Here is a 22,031-nt window from a genome sequence, read left to right on the forward strand (position 1 = left end):
CGTGGGCGTCTTCGATGACCTGGTGGGGCAGGACCGGTCCGTCTCCGTGCTGTCGCGTGCCGCCGCGGCGGCGGCGGAGGTCGTGGCGGGCGGGCGCGGCGCGGGCATGACCCACGCCTGGCTGTTCACCGGCCCGCCGGGCGCGGGCCGCGAGGACGCGGCGCGGGCGTTCGCGGCGGCGCTGCTCTGTCCCGACGGTGGCTGCGGCCACTGCGACCAGTGCCACCAGGTGCTGATCGGCTCCCATCCCGACCTGGAGCAGGTCCGTCCCGCCGGGCTCTCTTACGGCGTCAAGCAGACCCGCGAGCTGATCCTGCGGGCGGCGGGCGCGCCGACGCAGGGCCGCTGGCGGGTGATCCTGTTCGAGGGCGCCGACCGGGCCACGGAGTCGGCGGCCAACGCCCTGCTCAAGGCCATCGAGGAGCCGCCGCCGCGCACGGTGTGGCTGCTCTGCTCCCCGGCCCCCGACGACCTGATGATCACCATCCGGTCCCGCTGCCGGCTCGTCACCCTGACCACGCCGACCACCGAGGCGGTGGCGCACGTCCTGGCCACCCGCGACTCCGTGCCCCCCGACATCGCCCGCTTCGCCGCCCGCGCCGCCCAGGGGCACCTCCCGCGCGCCCGCGCGCTGGCGCTGGACGAGGGAGCGAGGGCCAGGCGCGAGGCCGTCCTGGCCATCCCGCGGTCGCTGACCGGCGTCGGCGAGTGCGTGACGGCCGCCGAACGCCTGGTCAAGACCGCCGAGGAGGAGGCCGCCGCGGCGACCGCCACGCTCAACGAGTCCGAGACGAGCGAGCTGCGCAAGGTCTACGGCGAGGGCTCCACGGGCAAGGGCCTCAACCGCGGCCTCGTACGCGGGGGAGCGGGCGCCCTGAAGGAGCTGGAAGACCGGCAGAAGTCCCGCGCCACCCGCATCAAACGCGACTCGCTCGACGCGGCGCTGCTGGAGCTGGTGTGGTTCTACCGCGACGTGCTGGCCATGCAGCTCGGCGCCACGGGCGAGCTGGCCAACGACGACCTCCGCTTCGACCTCGACCAGCTCGCCCGCACGACGACGCCGGAGGAGACGCTGCGCCGCGTCGACGCGGTCATGCGCTGCCGCGAGCGCCTCGACCTCAACGTCAACCCGCAGATCGCCGTCGAGTCGATGATGCTGGCACTTCGCGTGTGAAGGCGTGTCGATTCTCCGTTCTCTCGTTCGACGCGTAGGTGAGTCGAATGAGAGGACGAGATCATGCGTAAGATCATCGAGCAGGGCGTCGTGACGCTGGACGGGGTCATCAGCACCCCGCAGGAGTGGGTCGTGCCCAACTGGTCCGGCGAGTATGAGGCCATCTCACGGGACCTGCTGTTCTCCGTGGACGCCCTGCTGTACGGGCGCGTCTCCTACGAGGCGCACGCGCAGGTGTGGCCGGGCATGGAGGAGGGGTACGGCGAGTACGCCGTCAGGATGAACAGCCTGCCCAAGCACGTCGCCTCACGGACGCTCCGCGAGACCACCTGGAACGCCACGCTGATCGACGGTGACGTGGCCGAGGGGGTCGCCAAGCTCAAGGAGCAGCCCGGCGGGACCATCCTGAAGGTCGGCACGGGCGGTGAGCTGAGCCGCACCCTGCTGGAGCACCGGCTGGTCGACGAGTACCTGTTCTGGCTGTTCCCGACGATCGCCGGCGGCGGCGAGCGGCTCTACGACGGCATCCCCACGACCCACCTGAAGCTGGTGGACGTGAAGCGGATCGACTCCGGCATCCTGGGGCTCACGTACGTCCCCAAGTGAGGCAGCGCCCGCTTGGGCATCCTCGCCGACGAGATCAAAGTCTGATAGCCCCGGCCCTCTCACGCTCACGCGACCGCACACGTAATGTGTCAACGAAGGCCGTAAGAACCCCCGAGGCCGTCAGGAGGCGAGCACGAGCCCATGGGAATGATCATGGCCGTGAGCTTCACCCGCTACGGACGGCTCTACTACCTGGATCCCGGCGGGCACAGCCCGAAAGTGGGCGACAAGGTCCTGGTCCCGACCGACGCCGGGCCCGAGGTGGCGGAGTGCGTGTGGGCGCCGCAGTACACGAGCGAGGAGATCACCGGGCTGCCGGTGTGTGAGGGCATAGCGGGCGAGGAACACCTGACCCGCGACGAGACGAACAAGCGCCGCCGGGCCGAGGCCCGCAGCGTCTCCAAACGACTGATCAAACGCCACAGCCTGCCGATGAAGGTGGTGGGCGTCGACTTCCTGGACAAGGAGAACGTCTACACGGTCTATTTCTCCGCCCCGCACCGGGTCGACTTCCGCGCTCTCGTACGGGACCTGGCCCGCAACCTGCGGGCCAGGGTGGAGCTCCGCCAGATCGGGCCCCGCGACGAGGCCCGCCTCCAGGGCGGGATCGGGCCGTGCGGGCGGGACCTGTGCTGTGCGACCTTCTTGAAGGACTTCGAGCCGGTGTCGGTTCGCATGGCCAAGGACCAGGATCTTCCGGTCAATCCGCTGCGGATCGCCGGGGCCTGCGGGCGGCTGATGTGCTGCCTGAAGTACGAGCATCCGCTGTACGTCGAGACCCGGTACAAGATGCCTCGCTCCGGCAGCCGCGTGACCACGCCGCAGGGCGACGGAACCGTGATCGGGCACAACATTCCGGCCGACACGGTCACGGTCCGTCTGGACGACGGGGGGCGGCGCTGCGCGTGCCCGTCGGCGTCCGTCTGCTCGCCGCGGCAGCAGCACGACAAGATGTACGGCGCAGGGAAGGATCTTACGGAGTAAGCGGCGTCACCGTTCGATTACTGTTCGTCACTCTCGGGTAGGCATGGCCTGTCGGGGGGTGAACCGTGAATTTCACGATGAGTGTGATCTTCCGCACCATACCACTGGTCATGGGCGTCATCTGCGCCGCGTACGGCCTGTACGTCTACGCGGGAGGCCCGAACTCCAACCATTTCGTGGCCGGTCACGTGGTCGTGGCCCTGGCGGCCATCTGCTACGCGCTCTTCACCACCGCGGCCACGATCATCCGTCAGCTGATCGACCGCTACAACAAGATCTGGCGCGTCTCCTGCCCGTCAGCGGGTACGCGGTCGCCCTGTTCACGATCATCTACGGGATCGTCCTCATCACCCGAGGTGGGGCACCCCAGAACCTGGTGGCCGGTCACGTGGTCGCCGGCGTCGGCCTGATCAGCGTCTGCGTCAGCACCGTGGCCACCGCCTCGACCAGCTTCTCCCTCATCTCGGTCAACGACGCCCGGAAGCGGGAGGACGAGGCGCCCATGGAAGCCTATTCGGCGACCACGGGGAAGATCCTCATCGCGTTCCCCCTCGTCTGCGCCCTCATCGGGTTCATCTGGGCCTTCATCCTCATGGCCCAGCCCGACGCCGCCCACTACACGGCAGGCCACGTCGTCTTCGGCCTCGCCGCCATCTGCGCCAGCCTGATCGCCCTGGTCGCCAGCATCGTCCGCCAGGTGCGCAACGCCTTCGACGAGCCCGAACGCTTCCGCTGGAGCTGGCTGGTCATCGCCATGGGCACCATCAACATCCTCTTCGGCATCTACGTCCTCGCCGCCTCCGACGAGCCCTACCGCATCGCGCCCGGCTGCGTCCTCATCGGGCTGGGCCTGATCTGCTACAGCATCCTGTCCAAGGCCCTGCTCCTGGCCCTGGTCTGGCGCCGGTCCTTCCCGCTCGCCAACCGCATCCCCATGATCCCGGTGGCCACGGCACTGGCCTGCCTGTTCTTCGCGGCCTTCCTCTTCGAGGCGGAGGTCTCCGACGCTTCCTTCTTCGTGCCGGCCCGGGTGCTGGTGGGGCTGGGGGCCGTGTGCTTCACGCTCTTCTCCATCGTCTCGATCCTGGAGGCTGGTACGTCGGGGTAGGGGTGGATTGTCGGGAGCGAAGTACCCCGTGGCTCCTGTAGACTCTTGGCAGCCGTTCGCGGCATGCCGCCTTAGCTCAGTCGGCCAGAGCACTTCACTCGTAATGAAGGGGTCTCGGGTTCGAATCCCGAAGGCGGCTCCAGGTCGAAGGCCCTCCCGGTGATCCGGGAGGGCCTTCTGCTAACCCGCTGCTAACAGTTGGGCGCGGTCAGGGTGTGACTAGTCGCCTGCCCTGTTGACGGATTGGCGTGTATGGATGCATCCTCAAGCCGAGGGGAGTATCCCTTCGCGGCAGCCTCGTCATCACGGCACAGTACACACAGGGAAGCCCTGGAAGCTCTGTGTGGTACTCCCGGGGCTGTCGGTCCGCGAGAGCGGGCGGGAGAGACCTCGGGGTAATGGAGCGCGCCCCACTATCCGACTAGACGGCTGATGATCGCCCTTGACTAGCGTTCCCCTGAGACAACCGAATGGGATTACGAAGTCCCATCTGAGACCCGCCAGGTGAGGGGAACTCAGCTTGCCAGTGTGCTACTGGTCGAGCTGAGCCCCCGCCTGCTCGACCCGAGCAGGCGAAGGGGTGCGGGCATGCAGTTGTCAGTATTTGTGATCGCGATCGTTGTTGCCGTTGCAATTCCTGCCGTAGCAATGACGATTGTGGCGATCGTTGCGCTTCGGGGTACCCAGCCGGGCGAACGGCCTGAGATTTTGCGTGCGCTTGCAGTCTTGGCCCGGGCGAATCACAGCTCATTTCCGAGCCTGACGCACCGTAGACAGTTACCGTCTTCTCAGACTTCCGAGAAAGCCAATCGGGAGCCGACGTAGCCCTGCGCTACTCATTGATCAGCCCTGCTCAAAATGTAGTGACTGGGCGAAGATGTCGGCAGCGGCTGTCTCTGCCGAACGGATCACGTGGGCGTAGACGCGCAGGGTGATCGCGGGGTCGGCGTGGCCGAGGCGGGCGGCGACGACGTGGACGGGGACGCGGGCCAGGAGGAGCAGGGTCGCGTGGACGTGGCGTAGGTCGTGCAGGCGGATCACTGGTAGCGGGTCGGTGGCGGTCTTGTTGCGGACCTCGATGAGCTTGCGCGGCAGGCCGGTGACGGTGGTGGGTAGATGGGCCGCCCCAGGCCGTCGTGAACACCGTGTCGTCGATGCCCTTCCAGGAGTCGCCAACGCGGGCCTTCTCGGCTTCCTGCGCATTCTGGTGTTCGCGAAGGACGGCCACTGTGGTGTTGTCGATGCTCACCACGCGAGTTCTGCCGCTCTTCGCGGTGCCTTCGACGCGCTGGCCCTCGACCACACCCACGGAGCCCTTGATGGTGATGCGCTTGCCGTCGAGGTCGATGTCCCACCAGCGAAGGTTGAACAGTTCACCGCAACGGGCACCGGTGTAGGCGGGCAGGTGGAAGAAGGCATCGGCTGCCAAAGTCCCCGTACAGACTGGCTTCGCCACCAACCCCCAGTTCCTGCAGGCCGTGATCGAACGAACGCTGGAGGCCGGCGTGCCGTTCGGCTGGGTGACCGCGGACGAGGCCTACGGCGACAACGGGCCGTTACGCTGCTTCCTGGAAGGTCGGCAGATCGGCTACGTGCTCGCGATCTCCCGCGCCCACCAGATCAGCACCCGCGCTGGCAAGGTCCGCGCCGACGTCGTAGCCGCCAGAGTGCCCCGATGATGAAACGGCTCTGCGTGATTGAACCTCATCGCAACGATCTTCATGCACTCAGGGCAGTCGCTGATCATACAGAGAGGCTGCCAAGTTGGGGACCGTATCAACGCCGAGCAGTTCAATCGCATCCAAACGACAAAGCAGTCCGAGCTGCGAATCCACAGCAAGATCCATCAGTATAGTACGAGACAGGCTCTTATCCCATTCCCCTATCTCGACGGCGACAGTCAGCCGCGTCCAGTCGTTCAGATGCGGGTTTCGGGCGATGCGCTGCAGGGCCTCTAATCCGAGCGAAGCATCGAATTCTAGGAGATAACGCGCAGCTTGTAGGCAGTCTCCCGATTTAGTTGACGTGAAGGCGTCGACCAGATCCCTTAGCAGCCCAACGCCGAGCCCGAAGTCGAGTTCCACCAGCTTCTTGGCTGCTTCGATCCGATCGAAGTGCGACACGCGCGGATTCTCGGCGATACCCCTGAGGGGGGTTAGCCCTTTCTCTGGTGAGAGATATACGAGCTCATGGGCTGCTCCGGTACGCAATGCGACGGCGGCGCTGTCACCGGGTTTCGAGGAGGCTGACATCCGGCCTAGCCGGTTCACTGCGGTAGTCCGAACCACGTCACCTAGCTCTACACCGTCGCGCAGCAACGCCGCGACGAACATCGCATCATCCGGTTTGCCGTTCCGGAGAATATTCAGCGCTCCCGCCTCGAAAGAAATGCCGCGTTGGACACAAGCATGCGCGAGGAACTGACGATACGACTGCTCACCGCCCTGGAAGAACACTAGGTAGTTGGCTACCTCTGAAGTGAGGTTGTATGCAGTGTACTGGGCAGCAAGGTACTCCTCCACAGTCATATGGACGAAAACGAACTCCCCTCTTCGCTGCGTCATGACACCGCTCTGCCGTAGTAGGTCCTCAAGGATCTGAGCCCATTCGTCTTCTGGCATGCACGATGGTCGCAATGACGCGGTCCATGTCTGCGCTAGATCAATGAAGGGCCGCTGATCTCCGCGATGACGTGTGGAAGCAAGACGCTCGAGTAGATGCCGGGACCTTTCCAGCAATCTTCGAACAGCCCGGCGAGCCTCAGATCCATACGGCTTGGCCCGTCGATCCAGCCGCTCATAGATATCGACATGCCGGTACTGTTTGGACATCAGCAAGGTGATGAAACGTTCGTAGAGCTCGGCTCGGCTGTGGGGTATGCCCTGCGCGGGATGTCCGGCAAAAACGACACAAAGCATCGTAGCGAGGAGAGGGACGCGAGCCAGATGTGCAATCCTGCTGCGCTCAAGCTCGGCGCGGAACCGCTCGGCCAGCGGACGTGGCTGATCGAAAGCCAGCGCCTTGAACCACTGCTCCGCTAGCGTCAGGAGTTGGTCGGGAGAGAAGGGAAGGATTTCGTACGCGCCTGTACCGGCCCTCAGTAGTTGATCGATCTCCTGCTTGGGTAGCGGCCGGCTGGCGATGAGAAATCGATAATCTTCAGCACTGCGCCGGTGGGTGATTGAGTTGAGAGCCTCCCGCCTGCCGTCGACCGTGAAGATCTCGTCGATGCCGTCGACTAGAAGAAGCCATGGCACTCCAGGTATGGGCTGTCTGCTGAACCAGTCGTCGGGCAGGCTTGCGTCGAGCCATGTCCCAAGTTCTCGGCTAACGGCGGCAGCTAGAGCAGCGCTGAAGCTGTTACGGCTGCTTAGCGCCCTGCCAGGCACGTACACCGGGACGAACTCGCAGTCCTTGGTCAACAGCCAGTCCCGGCTCGCGATCTCGGCAACGTATCTCAGAAGGCTGGACTTGCCCGCTCCGGGTCGACCAAGGATGAGAGTGTTCCGGTGTCGGGTGAACAGTTGCTGTCTGCCACTGAGGCCAGGGTCCGCTGATTGGGGTCCCGGCAGGTTGATGAGCGAATCATCCTCGGTTGTACGTTGTAGGCTCACGCCGTGCTGGCGAAGGTAAACCGTCGACAGCGGTGGTGTGTTGGGCAGGGGGACTGCGTACGGGTGGGACCGCACAAAACCCCGTAGTGCCTTCAGATATGACAGCACCCGACGGCTTGGATAGCGCCATGCGCCAGCATGTAACTGTTCGTCCTCGAGAAGGTCCAGCCACTCGATGTTGGTGTGAGGAGGGCGATGATGGCGCGATAGTTCCGGATACGTCTCGAGGATCTTGTCAGCCGAGACCAGGCGAATAACAGGATCTTTTCGATCGCCGAGCCTGACGACGCCGCACACGCCGCCCGTGCGTCGGTTGAGCACTGGAGCACCGCTGAACCCAGGAGTAAGACGCGCGCCGCTTGCCCGGATCAGCTCTCCATCATGCCGTTGTGAGGGGCCGTCGTACTTCAGCGTGACCGAGTCACCCGATGAGTACGATCCCATAGGGTATCCCCAGGACCACAGGTCGTCGCCGAGTGAGACGGATGGTGCCAGGGCCACGAAGGGGTGATCGGCGGGCGTTTGCAGATGCAGGGCCGCGAGATCCGGAGGCTTATCGCCCCGAGATCTGTCATCGAGCCGTAAATCCAGATGAGAGCCCTGCCACTCACCGCGCACCACCCCATCCTCGCCACTCACCACGTGAGCGCACGTCAGCACCACTCTGGGTGCGACGAAGAAACCAGTACCTGTCCCTGCCTGGGAAGAAAGCGAGACTGTGGCCCTCTGGAGAGCGAGAGGCAGACGGTCGGTAAGAACCACGTCAGCTGTCCGGGCCCGTCCACTCCAGCGTCACCTTAACAGTCGACTTGCCGGTGCCTTTGCCGATAACGGCCAGTAGAGAGCCGCTCTCCACCGCGAACTCACAGCCGAACTCGACGGTCAGTTTGTTCGTTTCGAACTCACGAAGGGTCTCCACCACGTCGGTCGCGAATCCAGTGAGCGCTGACAGGGCGTCCTTGAGCTTGTAGGCACGCGAGGACAGTTCGATCTCGCCGTCGACGGAAGCAGTCACGGGTGTAGCGGAAATATGGATCAAATCACCTGCCTCGGTCCGTACAGGAACGATCACGGTGTCCGATTCCGAGAGCATGGTACTCCAACGAGGATAGGCCCAGATGGGGCCTAATTATCGCACGATAGACGCCTATCCCTTACCTCTTCGCACATTGCATCAAAGACGGTCATATCGGGCAATTGATGGCTAGGCGATCTTTGACCAGACCATGGGGAGGCCCGACACGCGGGGTTTCGCATCCTACCAACGAGCCCAGGCTGCGAACTCGCTGGGCGGATGGTTGGAGGATCAAGTCCGGCTGCGTACAACGCCCACTATGGGCGGGCGCCCCATCTCATATAGTGCATCATACTAGCTAGTTACATGAGCCGCTCAAGTAAGCAGTGCGGATACATGCACGAGATGATCTTGATATTCAAGGAAGCGTGTAGGGCATTTTCGCAGTTCAAAGGCCGTAGAACAGGAACAGTGCCTCCGCTCTCCTAATCCAGGGCTCGATCGGTTGATGCCGTGATGATCGCGTACTTCGGTGCTTGCCGTTCGTGGTCGGGGCGATCGCCGTCTGGCCCCTGCTTTGTCAGGTCCTGCCATCGAGCGACCATGGCTGAGGTGACAGCCGTGCCATCGGAAAGCATCCGCACTGGCCGATCTCGCTAACGCAGTTGCCAGCAACGACCTTGGACGATCGCGGACGTCGGTGGATTGGGATCGCGTGATAGAGGCCCGTGACCAGCATGTCGAGGCACTTGTGGACGACTGCGGACGATCAACTTCCCACTCGTAATGAAGGGGTCTCGGGTTCGAATCCCGAAGGCGGCTCCAGGCAAAGGCCCTCCCGGATAATCTGGGAGGGCCTTTTGCGTGGGCCTCAGCAGCGCCGTACGGAACAGGGAGTGATTCCTACTCGAAGAGGTCCTGACCTTCGCGACCCGAGGGATCCATGGCGAGCAGGCTCTCGTGGAGCCATTGGATTGGGCGGCCGGTGAGTTCGCCCGCCGCTGTGGTCTCCATCAGTCGCCAACCGGGAGAGCCGTCCGGTGCTTCATCATCCTGGCCAAGGGATCAGGCCAGGCCACGATGGTGGACCGGGTTGAGACCGGCGGCGGTGGCCGGGTACTCCGTTGATTGTCAGCCGCCGGGGCCCATGTCGGGTCAGGGCGGGTCGGCTCGGCGAGCCGACCGTGTGGCGGTGTCCGTCAGGGCTGGGATGGGAGGAGGGCTCGCAGGGCGATGTCGACGGAGGCCTGGAGGTCTTCACGGCTGGTGCCGGAGGCGGCGTGGACGGCGAATCCCTCGCTGAGCGCCATCACGAATCGTGCCAGTGCCCGGTGGTCCACGCCGGGCGGGAGGTCTCCTTCTGTCGCCGCGCGAGACAGCCGTTCTGCGACGGCGGCTTCGTTGGCGGCGCGGCCGGCGGCCAGGACCTCGGAGATGCGGGCGTTCTCTGGCGAGCAGGCCAGGCCTCCCTGGATGGAGAGGCAGCCCAGGGGGTGGTCGTCGACGGTGACCGGGTGGCCGCCCGCCTGGTCGACACGGGAACGCCGGTCAAGGAGGGGAACGGCCTGGCCCCCACCGGGGCGTCGGTGTCGTTCGCCGAGACCGCCTTCTACCGGGTAGAGGACGGCCGGTTCAAGTCCATGTGGTACCTGATGGACGCCGACACGGTGCGGCGGCAGCTCGCCGGCCGACCGGCCGACTGAGCAGTGCGTCGCGATGACCGCCGCTGACCTTTCCTCATCGAGGTCGGCGGCGGTTCCGCGGTCCATGGAGCGCGGGACGCGGCCTCCGATGCCAGTTCACCTACCTGGCAGGTAATCGCGCCGCTTACGAGGAGCTGTCAGGATCGGCAGCGCACCGAACACGACTCATCGGGAGGACACCGTGCCGGCTTACGTCATCGCCCACCTGCAGGAGGCGGCTCCGCACCCGGAGATCGCCGAGTACATCGAGCGGCTCCCCGGCACCTTCGAGCCGTACGGCGGTCGCTACCTCGTCCACGTCACCCAGCACGAGGTGAAGGAAGGCAGCTGGCCCGGACATGTTGTGATGATCGGGTTCCCGGGGATCGCCGAGGCGCGGGCGTGGTGGGATTCGCCCGCGTACCGGGAGATCGCGCCGCTGCGCTCGCGGCACATCGAGGGCGACATCATCATGGTCGACGGCGTGCCCGAGAACTACAACCCGACGGCGGCCGTCACCGCCATCCGGGAGGCGGCGGGTCTGCCCGCGTAGGTCAGCGCCTGGGACAACGACGCCGTGTCTCAGCTCTCGTCGCGCTCGACGTGGTAGGCGCGCAGCTTACGGCGCGCCTGGTGGCGGCTGCGGCGGCGCTCCTCGCGACGGAAGTGGTGCCACTCCCGGTACCCACCTCTGGTCTCGCGAACGAGCACGTGGTAGCCGGGGGCGCCCCAGTAACAGCCGCCTCGGCGCCAGTTCGCGCTGTCGGCGGTGATCTCGTCCGGCAGCGTGCACGGGCCGAAACGGTGGTCATGCACGGGCACACAGGTGGTCAACGGCGCGTCGGCCATCCGCACCCACCAGGGCCGGGTCTTGTCGGTCCTGCTCATACGGTCACCTTTCGGCTCCGTGACGCCCCTGACTGGGGCTGTCGCTAGACCGGGTGCACCGTGATCACCTCCGACTTCGCACACGACACAAGAGACCGAAAACCTGATCTCCACACTACTGCGGACCGCGGCCGGGGGGCGCTGTCTCTTGTTGTCCGCTAATTCATCGTTTATCGTCGATTGACGATTAATGAGCGTACGGGCCGCGTCTGATGGACACGGACGACGTCATCGCGAAGTACGGCGAGCCGGCCAAGGCAGCCAGGGCCGGGGAGCAGGTGATCGACTGCGGGTCGGCGGAGTTCGCGGCGGGATGCTTCGGCACGGGCCACCAAAGCGGAGTGACGGATCGCCTGGGACGCCTTCGGCGCTCGGTCATCGGCGTACCCGATACCGCAGGTGGAGCACCCGGTTGCCCTGGATCACCACGTCCGGGTCCTCCAGCAGGTGCTGTGCGTCGACCGACCCGAAGTAGCGCTTGCCGGACCCGAACACGACGGGTACGACGTCCATGCGCACCTCGTCGATCAGGCCCGCGGCGAGCACCTGACCACCGACATCGCCGGCGGCGACCTCGACCACGCGGTCACCCGCGAGCTCCCGCGCCTTGGCCACGGCTGCCTCGACGCCGTCGACGAAGTGGAACGGCGCCTCGGGGTCCCAGCCCTCGGGCTCCGGCCGGTGCGTCACGACGACCACGTGGTCGACCCCGCTCGGAGGCTTCCCGTCCCAGCCGTCCGTCAGGTCGAAGACGTGGCGGCCGGCGATCGTGACTCCGATCTGGTCCCAGTACGGCCGGGTGTAGTCGTAGGACGTCCGCGACACCTTCAGCTCGCCGCTCGCGTCCAGCGGGACGTCACCGCTGGTCAGCCAGTCGAACAGCGGTCCGGGCCGGTCATTCTCGTCCGCGACGAAGCCGTCCACCGACACCGAGCCGTACATGACCACCTTGCCCACGGGGCCCTCCTCTGCTTCGGGGTGCCCCAAATTAGCGTGTCGTGAGCTGCCGCTCTTGTAAGAAATCAATCGGCCGGCAGCGGCCAGCCGTCAAGCGCGTGGCCGGGATGTTCGCGCAGGAACCGCCGCCGGACCTCGACGTACCGGGTCGGCGTGAGCCCGGTGAACGCCCGGAACTCGTGGCCGAAGTGGGCCTGGTCGAAGTAGCCCGCGCCACCGGCGAGCTCGCCCCAGTCGATCGGTCCGGTGGGGTTGATCGCGAACACGGTGGCGGTGAAGCGGTAGGCGCGGGCCAGCCGCTTCGGCGTGACGCCGATGAGATCCTTGAACCGCTGTGCCAGATGAGTGCTGCTGACACCGGCCGCCACGCTCAGGCCGCCGATCGCCACCGCCCCGCTGGTCGCCGCGATGACGCTGCTTGTATGGCGGACCAGCCCCAGGCCGGTGGTCTCGCCCAGCCGTCGCATCAGCTCCTCCTCCAGCAGCGTCAGCATCTCGTGCGGTTCGCCCGCCGTGGCCAGCCGGTCTCGCAGCTCGGCAACGGCGGGCCGGCCCCACACCTGCTCCACCGTCACCGGCCGATCACACAACTCGGCCGCGGGCATCGGCAGGAACGGCGCCAGCCCCCACGGCTTGACGTGCACGCCGACGGACCGGGTCCGGAGTGGGTAGCCGAACTCCCACGCGCGGGTGGGCATGGTGACCACGCAGCCGTCGGCGTACTCGGCCGTCTCGGTGTCGGTGCCGGCGCGGATGCGGAACGGCGCCCCGAGGTTGACGATGAGCAACGCCGACGGCGCCGGCGGCAGCGTCAGCCGGGGGTACGGCGGCGCGCCCTCCAGGTAGTAGAGGTCGTCGATCAGCCCGTCCAGCGGCGGTCGCGGGACTCTGGACACGTACTCCACGCGTCACAGCATCGCCGATGCGCGGACGGGCCACCAGATCGGCTCACTGGCGCCGGCCTACTCCGATCGGGCCGTACGCGGAGATCGGATCGTTGTGATCGTCTGCTCGAAGGGGACCTCTTTCAACGCCGGGTCGCGGTGGGATGCCTGTTGTCGGAGCTCTCCCGTACGGCATCATGACGCGATGGGCGTGCGCTACGACGAGGTGATCGGTCTCCTCCGGGAGGCGTACGACGGCGGTGCCGAGCGGCGGGATGCCGCCACGAAGTCCGCGTGGAAGCTCGCGGAGCGTGAGGCGTTCCTGGACCGGCTGAAGGGGCACGGTTGCCGGCGACTGCTGGAGGTCGGTGCTGGGACGGGTCAGGACAGCGCGTACTTCCAGGAGAACGGGCTGGACGTCGTGGCCGTCGATCTGTCGCCTGCCATGGTGGCCCTCTGCCGGGAGAAGGGCGTCGAAGCCCATGCCATGGACTTTCTCAGTCTCGACTTCGAGCCCGGTTCGTTCGACGCGGTGTACGCGCTGAACTGCCTCCTGCATGTGCCCGACGGTGATCTGCCGGCGGTGCTGGGCGCGATCCACACGGTGATGCGCCCCGGTGGGCTGTTCTTTCTCGGTGTGTACGGTGGGGGCGGGCTGACGGGGGAGAGCACTTTCGAGCAGGATGATCATTATCCTCCTCGGTTCTTCTCCTTCCGGGATGACGAGCGGCTTCAGGAGTACGCGCGCGAGTTCTTCGAGATCGTCGACTTCCACGTCGTGGGGACTCATGGATGGCGATTCCAGTCGCTGACACTCCGTCGTGCGGCGTCAAGCCCTGACCTGGATCAGCGCGCCGGGGGCGGTGGCCCGTAGGATCCGGCCATGAGGATCATCGGCGTCCCCGTACAGGTGTGGGGCGCGATCGCGTTGGTCCTGGCCGTGGTGTGGGTGTTCGTGTGGCCGCAGCGCGAGGTCGACGGGGTGGCCTATCTGATCCTGCGGTGGGGTCATGCGCTGGTGTGGCTGCTGCTGGGGATCGCGGCGTTCCTGGCGCCTGTGGCGTCGACGGCCGCGAAGGGGACGGGCATGGCCGCCGGGCTGGTCTACCTGGCGTTCCTGGTCACCGTCAGCATCAACGGCTGAAACCGGCATGGTCGGATCCGGCGGCCGGGGTAGGCTCTGGGCAGCTAGGCAAATTTGGTTAGCTGGAGACGGAGAGACCCATGGCCAACGAGATCACCGTGCCGCTGCTGCCCTGCCCGTCCATCGACGAGATCGCCGACTTCTACACCATGCTGGGCTTCACCCGGACCTACTACCAGGTGCGGCCGAACCCGTTCGTGGCACTCCAGCGCGAAGACCTGCGGCTGGGCTTCTTCGGCATCCCGGGCTTCAACCCGGAGGACTCCTACGGAAGCTGCTCCGTCATCGTGTCCGACACCGGGGAGCTCTTCGAGGCGTTCGCCGCGGGCATGCGCCGGACTCACGGGAAGCTCCTGGTCTCCGGGATCCCTCGGATGACCCGTCCACGCAAGCGCAAGAACGACGGGAACCACTCCGGATTCGCGGTCATCGACCCCGGCGGGAACTGGATCAGGTTCTCGGCCGCCCAGCCGGAGCCTGAGGAGGAAACCGGCGGAAAGCTCACCGCGACGCTGCACAAGGCCGTGGTGATGGGCGACTCGCACGGCAAGCACGTACGGGCGGCGCAGATCCTGGACGCGGCCCTGGAGCGGGACAAGGACACCGCTACGGCGGCCGAGCTGCTCGAAGCGCTGGCCTATCGCGCCGAGCTCGCGCTCCGCGCCGAGGATCCCGCGGCTGCCGGCGACGCCCTCGGGCGGGCCCGTGCGCTGGCCCTTTCCGAAGCCGATCGCGACAGGCTCGCCGGGACCCTGGAAGCGCTCGCGGACGTGGAGGCCGTTCTCCGGCCCGGAACATAGGACGTGCGTGTGGTCAGGAGGGGCTCGTTCTTCCGGTCGGGGGTCCGGGGACGGTCATGGCGCGGGATATCTCGGCCAGTGCCCACTCTCTCGGTTGGGGGGTGGGCAAGGTGTGGGCCAGGTCGGTCGCGCGGGTGAACTCGCCTTTTCGGGCCATGGTGATGATGACGGTGGCTGCGGTCTGCGGGTCGGTGGTGAGGGTGAGGGCGCGGTCGTACTGGCCGAGTGTGGACAGGGCTTGGGCCAGGTCAGCCGTCGCCTGTGGGGGAAGGGCAGCGCTTTCGGTGAGCAGTTCGTCGATCGTGCGTTCGGCCCGGTGGGTGTCGCCGGTCGCGGCCCAGGCCCGCGCCAGGCGCGCCCGGAGCCGGACGCGGAGGGCGGGATCGGTGGCCTGGGCGGTTGTCGCGTCGGCGTGGAGGAGCACCTGCGAGACGCGCCCTGGCGGGGCGCCTGTGGCTGCCAGCGCTTCTGCCACCGAGGACAGCGCGCCGCACTGCTCCAGCGTGTCTCTGACGTCCAACGCCGCTAGGAAGGCGCGGTCGAGCTGCCCGGACGCGATCAGGACTGCGGCCAGTGCCGCGGGAGTGTGCGCGGCGGCTTCGGCCTGGGCGAGTAACTCGGCCGCCTGGTCGAGCCGGCCGGTCGCGAGCAGGGCGTCGACCAGTTCGCGGAGCAGGCGGTCGTGGTCGCGGGAGGAGGTCACGGATCGGGCGGCGGTCTCGGCGTCCCGCAGGAGCACGACGGCGTGGTTGAGCTGGCCTGCCCGCGTTCGGGCCTTGGCCACCGACAGGAGCGCCTCCGCCCGGGGCGCTGCCTCCTCTATGGCCAGCGCGATGGCTTCGGCCTGGTCGAGCCGTCCGGCCTGCGCGTGCCCGGCGGCCACGCGGCGCAGCGCCCAGGACCGTTGGCCCGGGTCGGGGATCGACGGGGTTCTCTCATACGCGTGGTCGTACGCGCCGATGTCGCACAGTGCCCGTACGAGGTCGGGCCACGGCGACGGCCACCGGGCGGCGGCGATCGCGTCGGCGCGGTCGAGCAGGCCCGCCCTTCCCAGGGTGGCCGCCAGCAGCCGCCAGGCCTCGAACCGCTCCTGCTCCTCGTAGAGGGTGTGGACCAGGAGCTCGGCGCGGCGCAGCAGCTCGTCCGCCTGTTCCCGGCGGCCCGCGCGGGCCAGGGCGTCGGCCAGCTCCGCCAGACCGCGGATGTGGCGGATGTCGTCGGCGCCGTCTACGGCCAGGGCAGCGGCGGCGGCCTCGTCCAGGATCTCGCCGGCGCGTTCGGGCCGGCCGACCTCGATCGCCGAGCGGGCTATCCGCGCGAGGGCCTGCTCACGCCGGAAACGGTCGGTGATCGCGCGGGCGAGCGCCACCGCACGGTCGATCCGACCGGCCTGAGCCATCGTGACCGCGACGTCGACCTGCAGGCCGCCATCCAGGGCACGGACGTCGCCGAGCACCGCCGGGAGGCTGGCGTCCGGGGTTTGGGCGTTGCGGAGCGTCGCCGCGTCGCCCGCGTGCATGTCGCTGTCCGGGTCCTGGGCGTTGTGGAGCGTCGCCGCGACGTCGGCGCCCAGGGGCTGGACATGGTCGAGTAGTGCGGTTGCCTGGGCTTTTCTTCCTGACCGGAGAAGGTGACGGGCCAGGGTGATGCGGCCGGCCCAGTCGGGGGTGGTGAGGGCGCGGGTGAGGTCTCCGCGTTCGGCGCAGGCGAGGGCGAGGGCGCGCAGTTCGGTCTGACGGGTGCCGAGGTTGGGGATGGCTCTGGCCGCCGTCTCGGCTCGGCGCAGCAGCTCCGCCGTACGGTCTGGATCGTCGACCGCCAGGGCGGCGGCGCGCAGTGCCTGGGTGCGGCACGATGGGTCGGCGATGTGCTCGGCGACCTCTACGGCCTGGTCGCCGCGCCGGGATGCGGCGAGTGCCTCGGCGACCACCAGCAGTGCGATATCGCGTCGCGGCCGGTCGGTGACGAGGAAGAGCGCGGTGGCGTAGGCCTGATCGAGCCGGTCGGCCCGGACGAGGGCCCGTGCGAAGGCGTCCCACCCCCAACTGGGGTCGGGATCCCGCCCGGCCACTGTCACCGCGCGGTCGATGTCGCCGGCCATGACCAGTGCCTCGGCCAGAGCTCTCAAACCTGTGGGGGAGAGCTCGGCTTCGGTGATGGGGGCGAGCGCTTCGGTGGTCCGGCCTGCCCGGGACAGGGCGCCGGCCACCGATCCGAGCGCGCCGATGCGGTCTTCCACGCGCTTGATGGCGTTCGCCGCGCGCAGTGCCTGTTGGAGCGGGCAGACCGTGGCCATGCCCGCGGCTACCGCGATCAGGATCCGCTCCTGCGGGCCGGTCGCGTCCTGGGCCATCCGAAGGGCGCGGTCCATCGCGTCGGCGGCTCCGTCGAGGTCGCCCTTCAGGGCCCTCACCTCGGCGGAGGCTCCCAGCGTGCGGATCGATGTCTCCAGCACAGGGTCCAGCCTAATGAGGAAAGCGGTGGCTTCCCCGGGATCGCGGGGTGCGGGACGATGGGAGTTCCAGCCTGAACATGGCGGTGGATGGCGATGACTGCGTCCGAGATGGTGCTCGCCGGGTTGTCGGCGGTGGTCGTGGTGGCGGTCGTGGGGTGGCGCGGGCTGGTGAGGGCCCGGCTGCGGGCCGAGGTGCGCAGTCGTCGGGCGGCGCTCCGGTCGCGGTCCGGGACGGCACGTTACTTCTTCGACCGTGAGCGCGGGCGCTGGAGGCCGGAGTTCGACGCGGCGATGGCGGGCAAGCTGGAGGAGCTCGACCGGCGTGAGACGGAGGTCGGTGCGCTTCCGGCCGGTGATCCGGGGCTGGGCGACGTCGCGAGCCGGTTGGGCGGTGACTACGAGAGCTTCGGCAACCTGGCCAGGGCGCTGTCGGAGTGCGAGGCCGCCGCGTCGGGGCCGCATCCGGATATCGACGAGCTGCTGCCGGAACGCGATTCTTCGGAGGCGGTCGCCGCCCTCCGCAGCCGATGGGACGGGTTGGAGGAGCGCCGCGTCCGGCTCGTCCAGCGGATACGGGACTCGTCTCCGGACGCCTGGGCGAAACTGGCGGGCAGCGCCACCTCGCTGGCCGCCGACTACAAGCGGCTGACCGCTGACGTCACCCGGGCCTGGGAGCGGATGTTCCCGGACCGCGCCGCCGCCAGGGCCGCCGAGGAGCAGGCGGTGTTCGAGCACATCCTGGACGACATCGCCCGCCGGGGCCGGGCCACTACCCGACAGCCGGATCGCTCCCGCGGCCATGTCTCCGACCCTGGCCCGTACGGCGATCAGGCGTGATATTGCGGAACCGGATGTTCCGCGATGGTTTCTAGCTTGGTCCGCATGACACATGACGTTCGCCCGTTCCGTATAGAGATCCCCCAGGCTGACCTGGACGACCTGCGCGACCGCCTGGCCCGCACCCGCTGGCCCGGCCGGCTGCCGGGAGCCGAGTGGAGCCGGGGGGTTCCCGTCTCGTACCTCAAGGAGCTGGTGGAGTACTGGGCGGGTGCGTACGACTGGCGGGCGCAGGAAGCGAAGCTGAACAGGTTCCCGCAGTTCACGACCGAGATCGACGGGCAGACCGTGCATTTCTTCCACGTACGGTGCGCCGATCCCGGCGCGCTCCCGCTGGTCATCACGCACAGCTGGCCGAACTCGATCGTGGAGTTCACCGAGCTCCTCGGCCCGCTGTCGGAGACCTTCCACGTGATCGCGCCCTCGCTGCCGGGGTTCGGGTTCTCCCCGTTCCCCGAGCCCGCCGACGAGCGGCCGTGGAGCGTCGAGCGGGTGGCCCGGACGTGGGCGGAGCTGATGGGCAGGCTGGGTTACGAGCGTTACGGGGTGCACGGCAACGACGCGGGGGCGCTGGTCTCGCCGCGGCTCGCGGCGCTGGTCCCGGAGCGGGTGGTCGGGGTGCACATCACCGGCGGCGTCGGCATGCCGACCGGGGATCCGGCCGAGCTGGAGGGGCTGTCGCAGGAGGATCGGGCGATGGTCGAGCACGTGGCCGGGATGCTGAGCGGTGAGGGCGGCAGCGGGTACGCGCCGTACCTGGCCGCGCGGCCGCAGACGCTCAGCTACGGGTGGGCGGATTCGCCGGTGGCCCAGCTGGCCTACCTCGTGGAGCGGTTCAAGGAGTTCGACGGCTGGCCCGACGGGGAGGCGCCGCGGGAGCCGATCGACCGCGACCTGGTTCTCGGCAACGCGAGCCTCTACTGGCTGACGGGCACCGGCGGGTCGTCGTCGTGGACCTACTACGAGGGGGCGGCCGGCATGCCGATCGACCAGAAGGCGGTGCCTACGGGCGTCTCGCACGGCGGCCCCGACGCCTTCCGCCGGCTCGCCGAGCGCGGGAACGCCATCGTGCACTGGGAGGACCACGAGCACCCCAGCCACATGCTCGCGATGGCGGCGCCCGGCCCGCTGGCGGCCGACATCCGCACGTTCTTCGCGGGTCTCCCGGGATGAAAAGCGTCCAGGCCGGCCGTGCGGGCCGGCCTGGACGGTCGGATCAGGACAGGTCGAACCGGTCGAGGTTCATGACCTTGTCCCACGCCGCGACGAAGTCGTTCACGAACTTCTCCTTCGCGTCGTCGCACGCGTACACCTCGGCGAGCGCGCGCAGCTCGGAGTTCGAGCCGAAGACCAGGTCGGCGCGGCTACCGGTCCACTTGACCTCGCCCGTCGCGGAGTCGCTGCCCTCGAACGCGTTGGCGTCGCCGGCGACCGGCTTCCACGTCGTGCCCAGGTCGAGCAGGTTGACGAAGAAGTCGTTGGTCAGCCGGCCCGGGGTGTCGGTGAGGACGCCGAGCTGCGACTGCCCCTGGTTGGCGCCCAGGACGCGCAGGCCGCCGACGAGGACCGTCATCTCGGGGGCGCTCAGGGTGAGCAGGTTGGCCCGGTCGAGCAGGAGGTACTCGGCCGGCAGGCGGTTGCCCTTGCCCAGGTAGTTGCGGAAACCGTCGGCGGACGGCTCCAGCACGGCGAACGACTCGACGTCGGTCTGCTCCTGCGACGCGTCGGTGCGGCCCGGCGTGAAGGGCACCTGGACGTCGTAGCCGGCGTCCTTGGCGGCCTGCTCGACGGCGGCGGCGCCGGCGAGCACGATCAGGTCGGCGAGTGAGATCTGCTTGCCGCCGGTCTGGGAGCCGTTGAACTCCTTCTGGATCCCCTCCAGGGTGCCCAGCACGTTCGCGAGCCGGTCGGGGTCGTTGACCTCCCACCCGATCTGCGGCTGCAGGCGGATGCGCGCGCCGTTGGCGCCGCCGCGCTTGTCGCTGCCGCGGAAGGTCGAGGCCGAGGCCCACGCGGTGGACACGAGCTCGGACACCGACAGGCCCGAGGCGAGGACCTTCGCCTTGAGCGCGGCGACGTCCTCGTCACCGACCAGCTCGTGCGTCACCGCCGGCACCGGGTCCTGCCACAGCAGCGTCTCGGCCGGGACCTCCGGGCCGAGGTAGCGGGAGACGGGGCCCATGTCGCGGTGGGTCAGCTTGAACCAGGCGCGGGCGAAGGCGTCGGCGAACTCCTCGGGGTTCTCGTAGAAGCGCCGCGAGATCGGGCCGTAGATCGGGTCCTCGCGGAGCGCGATGTCGGTGGTCAGCATCGACGGCGCGTGGCGCTTCGACGGGTCGTGGGCGTCGGGGATCGAGTCCTTGCCGGCGCCGTGCTTCGGCCGCCACTGGTGGGCGCCGGCCGGGCTCTTGGTCAGCTCCCACTCGTAGCCGAACAGGTTCCAGAAGAAGTTGGTCGACCACCGCGTGGGCGTCGAGGTCCAAGTGACCTCCAGGCCGCTGGTGATCGTGTCGCCGCCCTTGCCGCTGCCGTAGGTGCTCTTCCAGCCCAGGCCCATCTGCTCGATGGGGGCGGCCTCGGGGTCGGGGCCGACGTGGTCGGCGGGGCCGGCGCCGTGGGTCTTGCCGAAGGTGTGACCGCCCGCGATCAGGGCGACCGTCTCCTCGTCGTTCATCGCCATCCGGCGGAACGTCTCCCGGATGTCGCGGGCCGCGGCCAGCGGGTCGGGGTTGCCGTTCGGGCCCTCGGGGTTGACGTAGATGAGGCCCATCTGGACGGCGCCGAGCGGGTTCTCCAGCTCGCGGTCGCCGGTGTAGCGCTCGTCGCCCAGCCAGGTGGACTCGGGGCCCCAGTAGACGTCGTCCTCGGGCTCCCAGACGTCCGCACGGCCGCCGGCGTAGCCGAACGTCTTGAAGCCCATCGACTCCAGGGCGACGTTGCCGGCAAGGACCAGGAGGTCGGCCCACGAGAGGTTCTTGCCGTACTTCTTCTTGACCGGCCACAGCAGGCGGCGGGCCTTGTCGAGGTTGGCGTTGTCGGGCCAGCTGTTGAGCGGCGCGAAGCGCTGCTGGCCGGCTCCGGCGCCGCCGCGGCCGTCACTGATGCGGTAGGTGCCGGCGGCGTGCCAGGCCATCCGGACCATGAACGGGCCGTAGTGGCCGAAGTCGGCGGGCCACCAGTCCTGCGAGGTCGTCAGCAGCTCGGCGATGTCGCGCTTGACGGCCGGGAGGTCGAGGCTCTTGAACGCCTCGGCATAGTCGAAGTCCTCGCCGAGGGGGTTGGCCACTGCGGGGTTCTTGGCAAGGATCTTCAGGTTGAGGCGGTCCGGCCACCACTGGTGGTTTCCGCCACCCTGCGTCGGGTGCGGCGCGCGGTGTGCGACCGGGCAGGCGCCTTCGCCCTCCGTCTTGGGGTCGGTGACGATCGCATCATGGTTCTCGGTCATGGGAGTCCTTCGGATCAGGCGGTGGAACAGTCGGGGCACCGGCCCCAGAAGATGACCTCGGCTTCGTCGATCGAGAAGCCGTGGTCGTCGGACGCGCTCAGGCATGGCGCGTGGCCGACCGTGCAGTCGACGTCGGCGACGGCGCCGCACGAACGGCACACGATGTGGTGGTGGTTGTCCCCCACGCGCCCCTCGAACCGGGCCGCGCTGCCGGCCGGTTCGATGCGCCGTACGAGCCCGGCGGCGGTGAGTGCGTGGAGGGCCTCGTAGACAGCCTGGAGAGAGATGTGGCCTACACGATCGCGCACCCCCGAGGCGATGGTCTCGACATCGAGATGGTCACCGTCCCGGACGGTCTCGAGCAGTGCGACCCGGGCGGCCGTGACCCTCAGGCCGGCCCCGCGCAGCTCCTCGGCGGTGGTCTTGGGTGCGGTCATG

20 protein-coding genes, 1 tRNA gene and 2 pseudogenes are annotated in these 22,031 nt (G+C 68.0%); 13 read left to right on the plus strand and 10 right to left on the minus strand.

From position 1 onward, the window contains the following. Position 1: 1 nt before the first annotated feature. From KME79_RS15430 to KME79_RS15455, 5 genes and pseudogenes are all read left to right on the plus strand, one after another. A complete protein-coding gene (locus KME79_RS15430) occupies positions 2-1,174 on the plus strand; it encodes a DNA polymerase III subunit delta' (RefSeq protein ID WP_219545020.1) in 1,173 nt (390 codons plus the stop codon). Positions 1,175-1,237: 63 nt separating this feature from the next. After that, the gene (locus KME79_RS15435) at positions 1,238-1,780 is read left to right on the plus strand and encodes a dihydrofolate reductase family protein (RefSeq protein ID WP_219545021.1); all 543 of its coding nucleotides are present in this window, start codon (positions 1,238-1,240) and stop codon (positions 1,778-1,780) included. Between the two features lie 141 nt (positions 1,781-1,921). Continuing rightward, positions 1,922-2,764 (plus strand): PSP1 domain-containing protein, encoded by an 843-nt coding sequence (locus KME79_RS15440; protein ID WP_372452433.1) that lies wholly within the window; start codon positions 1,922-1,924, stop codon positions 2,762-2,764. A 110-nt stretch (positions 2,765-2,874) separates the two neighbouring features. Continuing rightward, positions 2,875-3,872, plus strand: a pseudogene (locus KME79_RS15450) (DUF2776 family protein). A gap of 65 nt (positions 3,873-3,937) precedes the next feature. Continuing rightward, a tRNA-Thr gene (locus tag KME79_RS15455) sits at positions 3,938-4,014 on the plus strand. Between the two features lie 701 nt (positions 4,015-4,715). Here KME79_RS15455 and KME79_RS46300 read toward each other — a convergent pair. Further along, positions 4,716-5,048, minus strand: a complete 333-nt coding sequence (locus KME79_RS46300) for a tyrosine-type recombinase/integrase (protein ID WP_222709233.1) — start codon at positions 5,046-5,048, stop codon at positions 4,716-4,718. A 236-nt stretch (positions 5,049-5,284) separates the two neighbouring features. Between KME79_RS46300 and KME79_RS15465 the strand changes: the two are divergent. Then, positions 5,285-5,548 (plus strand): annotated as a pseudogene (locus tag KME79_RS15465) (transposase); the annotation flags it as partial. A 51-nt stretch (positions 5,549-5,599) separates the two neighbouring features. On the opposite strand, the gene KME79_RS15470 reads toward KME79_RS15465, so the two are convergent. The 3 genes from KME79_RS15470 to KME79_RS46955 all read right to left on the minus strand — a co-directional run bounded on the left by KME79_RS15470 (position 5,600) and on the right by KME79_RS46955 (position 9,841). Next, on the minus strand, positions 5,600-8,248 hold the full coding sequence (locus tag KME79_RS15470; RefSeq protein WP_308248923.1) for a trypsin-like peptidase domain-containing protein: 2,649 nt from the start codon (positions 8,246-8,248) through the stop codon (positions 5,600-5,602). 1 nt (position 8,249) lies between these two features. After that, the gene (locus KME79_RS15475; protein WP_148035674.1) at positions 8,250-8,579 is read right to left on the minus strand and encodes a CU044_2847 family protein; all 330 of its coding nucleotides are present in this window, start codon (positions 8,577-8,579) and stop codon (positions 8,250-8,252) included. A gap of 1,121 nt (positions 8,580-9,700) precedes the next feature. Beyond that, positions 9,701-9,841 (minus strand): hypothetical protein, encoded by a 141-nt coding sequence (locus KME79_RS46955; protein WP_219545026.1) that lies wholly within the window; start codon positions 9,839-9,841, stop codon positions 9,701-9,703. Positions 9,842-9,994: 153 nt separating this feature from the next. Between KME79_RS46955 and KME79_RS46960 the strand changes: the two genes are divergently transcribed. Both KME79_RS46960 and KME79_RS15490 read left to right on the plus strand, forming a co-directional pair. Beyond that, positions 9,995-10,204: an ester cyclase gene (locus KME79_RS46960; RefSeq protein ID WP_219545027.1), complete on the plus strand. Its 210-nt coding sequence runs from the start codon at positions 9,995-9,997 to the stop codon at positions 10,202-10,204. Between the two features lie 181 nt (positions 10,205-10,385). Beyond that, positions 10,386-10,736, plus strand: a complete 351-nt coding sequence (locus KME79_RS15490; protein WP_219545028.1) for a DUF1330 domain-containing protein — start codon at positions 10,386-10,388, stop codon at positions 10,734-10,736. A 29-nt stretch (positions 10,737-10,765) separates the two neighbouring features. Here the strand turns inward: KME79_RS15490 and KME79_RS15495 are convergent, their stop codons facing one another. From KME79_RS15495 to KME79_RS46965, 3 genes are all read right to left on the minus strand, one after another. Then, positions 10,766-11,071 (minus strand): hypothetical protein, encoded by a 306-nt coding sequence (locus KME79_RS15495; RefSeq protein ID WP_219545030.1) that lies wholly within the window; start codon positions 11,069-11,071, stop codon positions 10,766-10,768. Between the two features lie 375 nt (positions 11,072-11,446). Next, positions 11,447-12,028, minus strand: coding sequence for a dihydrofolate reductase family protein (locus KME79_RS15500; protein WP_308248924.1), 582 nt, complete (start codon positions 12,026-12,028; stop codon positions 11,447-11,449). 65 nt (positions 12,029-12,093) lie between these two features. Further along, on the minus strand, positions 12,094-12,933 hold the full coding sequence (locus tag KME79_RS46965) for a helix-turn-helix domain-containing protein (RefSeq protein ID WP_219545031.1): 840 nt from the start codon (positions 12,931-12,933) through the stop codon (positions 12,094-12,096). A 184-nt stretch (positions 12,934-13,117) separates the two neighbouring features. On the opposite strand from KME79_RS46965, the gene KME79_RS15510 reads away from it, so the two are divergent. From KME79_RS15510 to KME79_RS15520, 3 genes are all read left to right on the plus strand, one after another. Further along, positions 13,118-13,786, plus strand: coding sequence for a class I SAM-dependent methyltransferase (locus KME79_RS15510; RefSeq protein WP_219545033.1), 669 nt, complete (start codon positions 13,118-13,120; stop codon positions 13,784-13,786). 9 nt (positions 13,787-13,795) lie between these two features. After that, on the plus strand, positions 13,796-14,056 hold the full coding sequence (locus KME79_RS15515) for a hypothetical protein (protein ID WP_219545034.1): 261 nt from the start codon (positions 13,796-13,798) through the stop codon (positions 14,054-14,056). A gap of 80 nt (positions 14,057-14,136) precedes the next feature. Then, positions 14,137-14,856 carry a DUF8817 family protein gene (locus KME79_RS15520; protein WP_219545035.1) on the plus strand — a complete coding sequence of 240 codons (720 nt, stop codon included), beginning with the start codon at positions 14,137-14,139 and terminating at the stop codon, positions 14,854-14,856. Between the two features lie 13 nt (positions 14,857-14,869). Here KME79_RS15520 and KME79_RS15525 read toward each other — a convergent pair whose 3' ends face one another. Further along, entirely contained in the window at positions 14,870-17,311 is a 2,442-nt protein-coding gene (locus KME79_RS15525) for a hypothetical protein (RefSeq protein WP_219545036.1), read from the minus strand. A 93-nt stretch (positions 17,312-17,404) separates the two neighbouring features. On the opposite strand from KME79_RS15525, the gene KME79_RS15530 reads away from it, so the two are divergent. Both KME79_RS15530 and KME79_RS15535 read left to right on the plus strand, forming a co-directional pair. After that, complete coding sequence (locus tag KME79_RS15530) at positions 17,405-18,148, plus strand: hypothetical protein (protein ID WP_219545037.1); 744 nt, start codon at positions 17,405-17,407, stop codon at positions 18,146-18,148. A 45-nt stretch (positions 18,149-18,193) separates the two neighbouring features. Then, positions 18,194-19,321: an epoxide hydrolase family protein gene (locus KME79_RS15535; protein ID WP_219545038.1), complete on the plus strand. Its 1,128-nt coding sequence runs from the start codon at positions 18,194-18,196 to the stop codon at positions 19,319-19,321. Between the two features lie 43 nt (positions 19,322-19,364). Here the strand turns inward: KME79_RS15535 and katG are convergent, their stop codons facing one another. Both katG and KME79_RS15545 read right to left on the minus strand, forming a co-directional pair. Beyond that, positions 19,365-21,593, minus strand: coding sequence for a catalase/peroxidase HPI (gene katG / locus KME79_RS15540; RefSeq protein WP_219545039.1), 2,229 nt, complete (start codon positions 21,591-21,593; stop codon positions 19,365-19,367). Between the two features lie 14 nt (positions 21,594-21,607). Then, complete coding sequence (locus tag KME79_RS15545; RefSeq protein ID WP_148035661.1) at positions 21,608-22,030, minus strand: Fur family transcriptional regulator; 423 nt, start codon at positions 22,028-22,030, stop codon at positions 21,608-21,610. Position 22,031 lies beyond the last annotated feature (1 nt).

Source organism: Nonomuraea harbinensis (assembly GCF_019396385.1).
Lineage (GTDB): Bacteria > Actinomycetota > Actinomycetes > Streptosporangiales > Streptosporangiaceae > Nonomuraea > Nonomuraea ferruginea.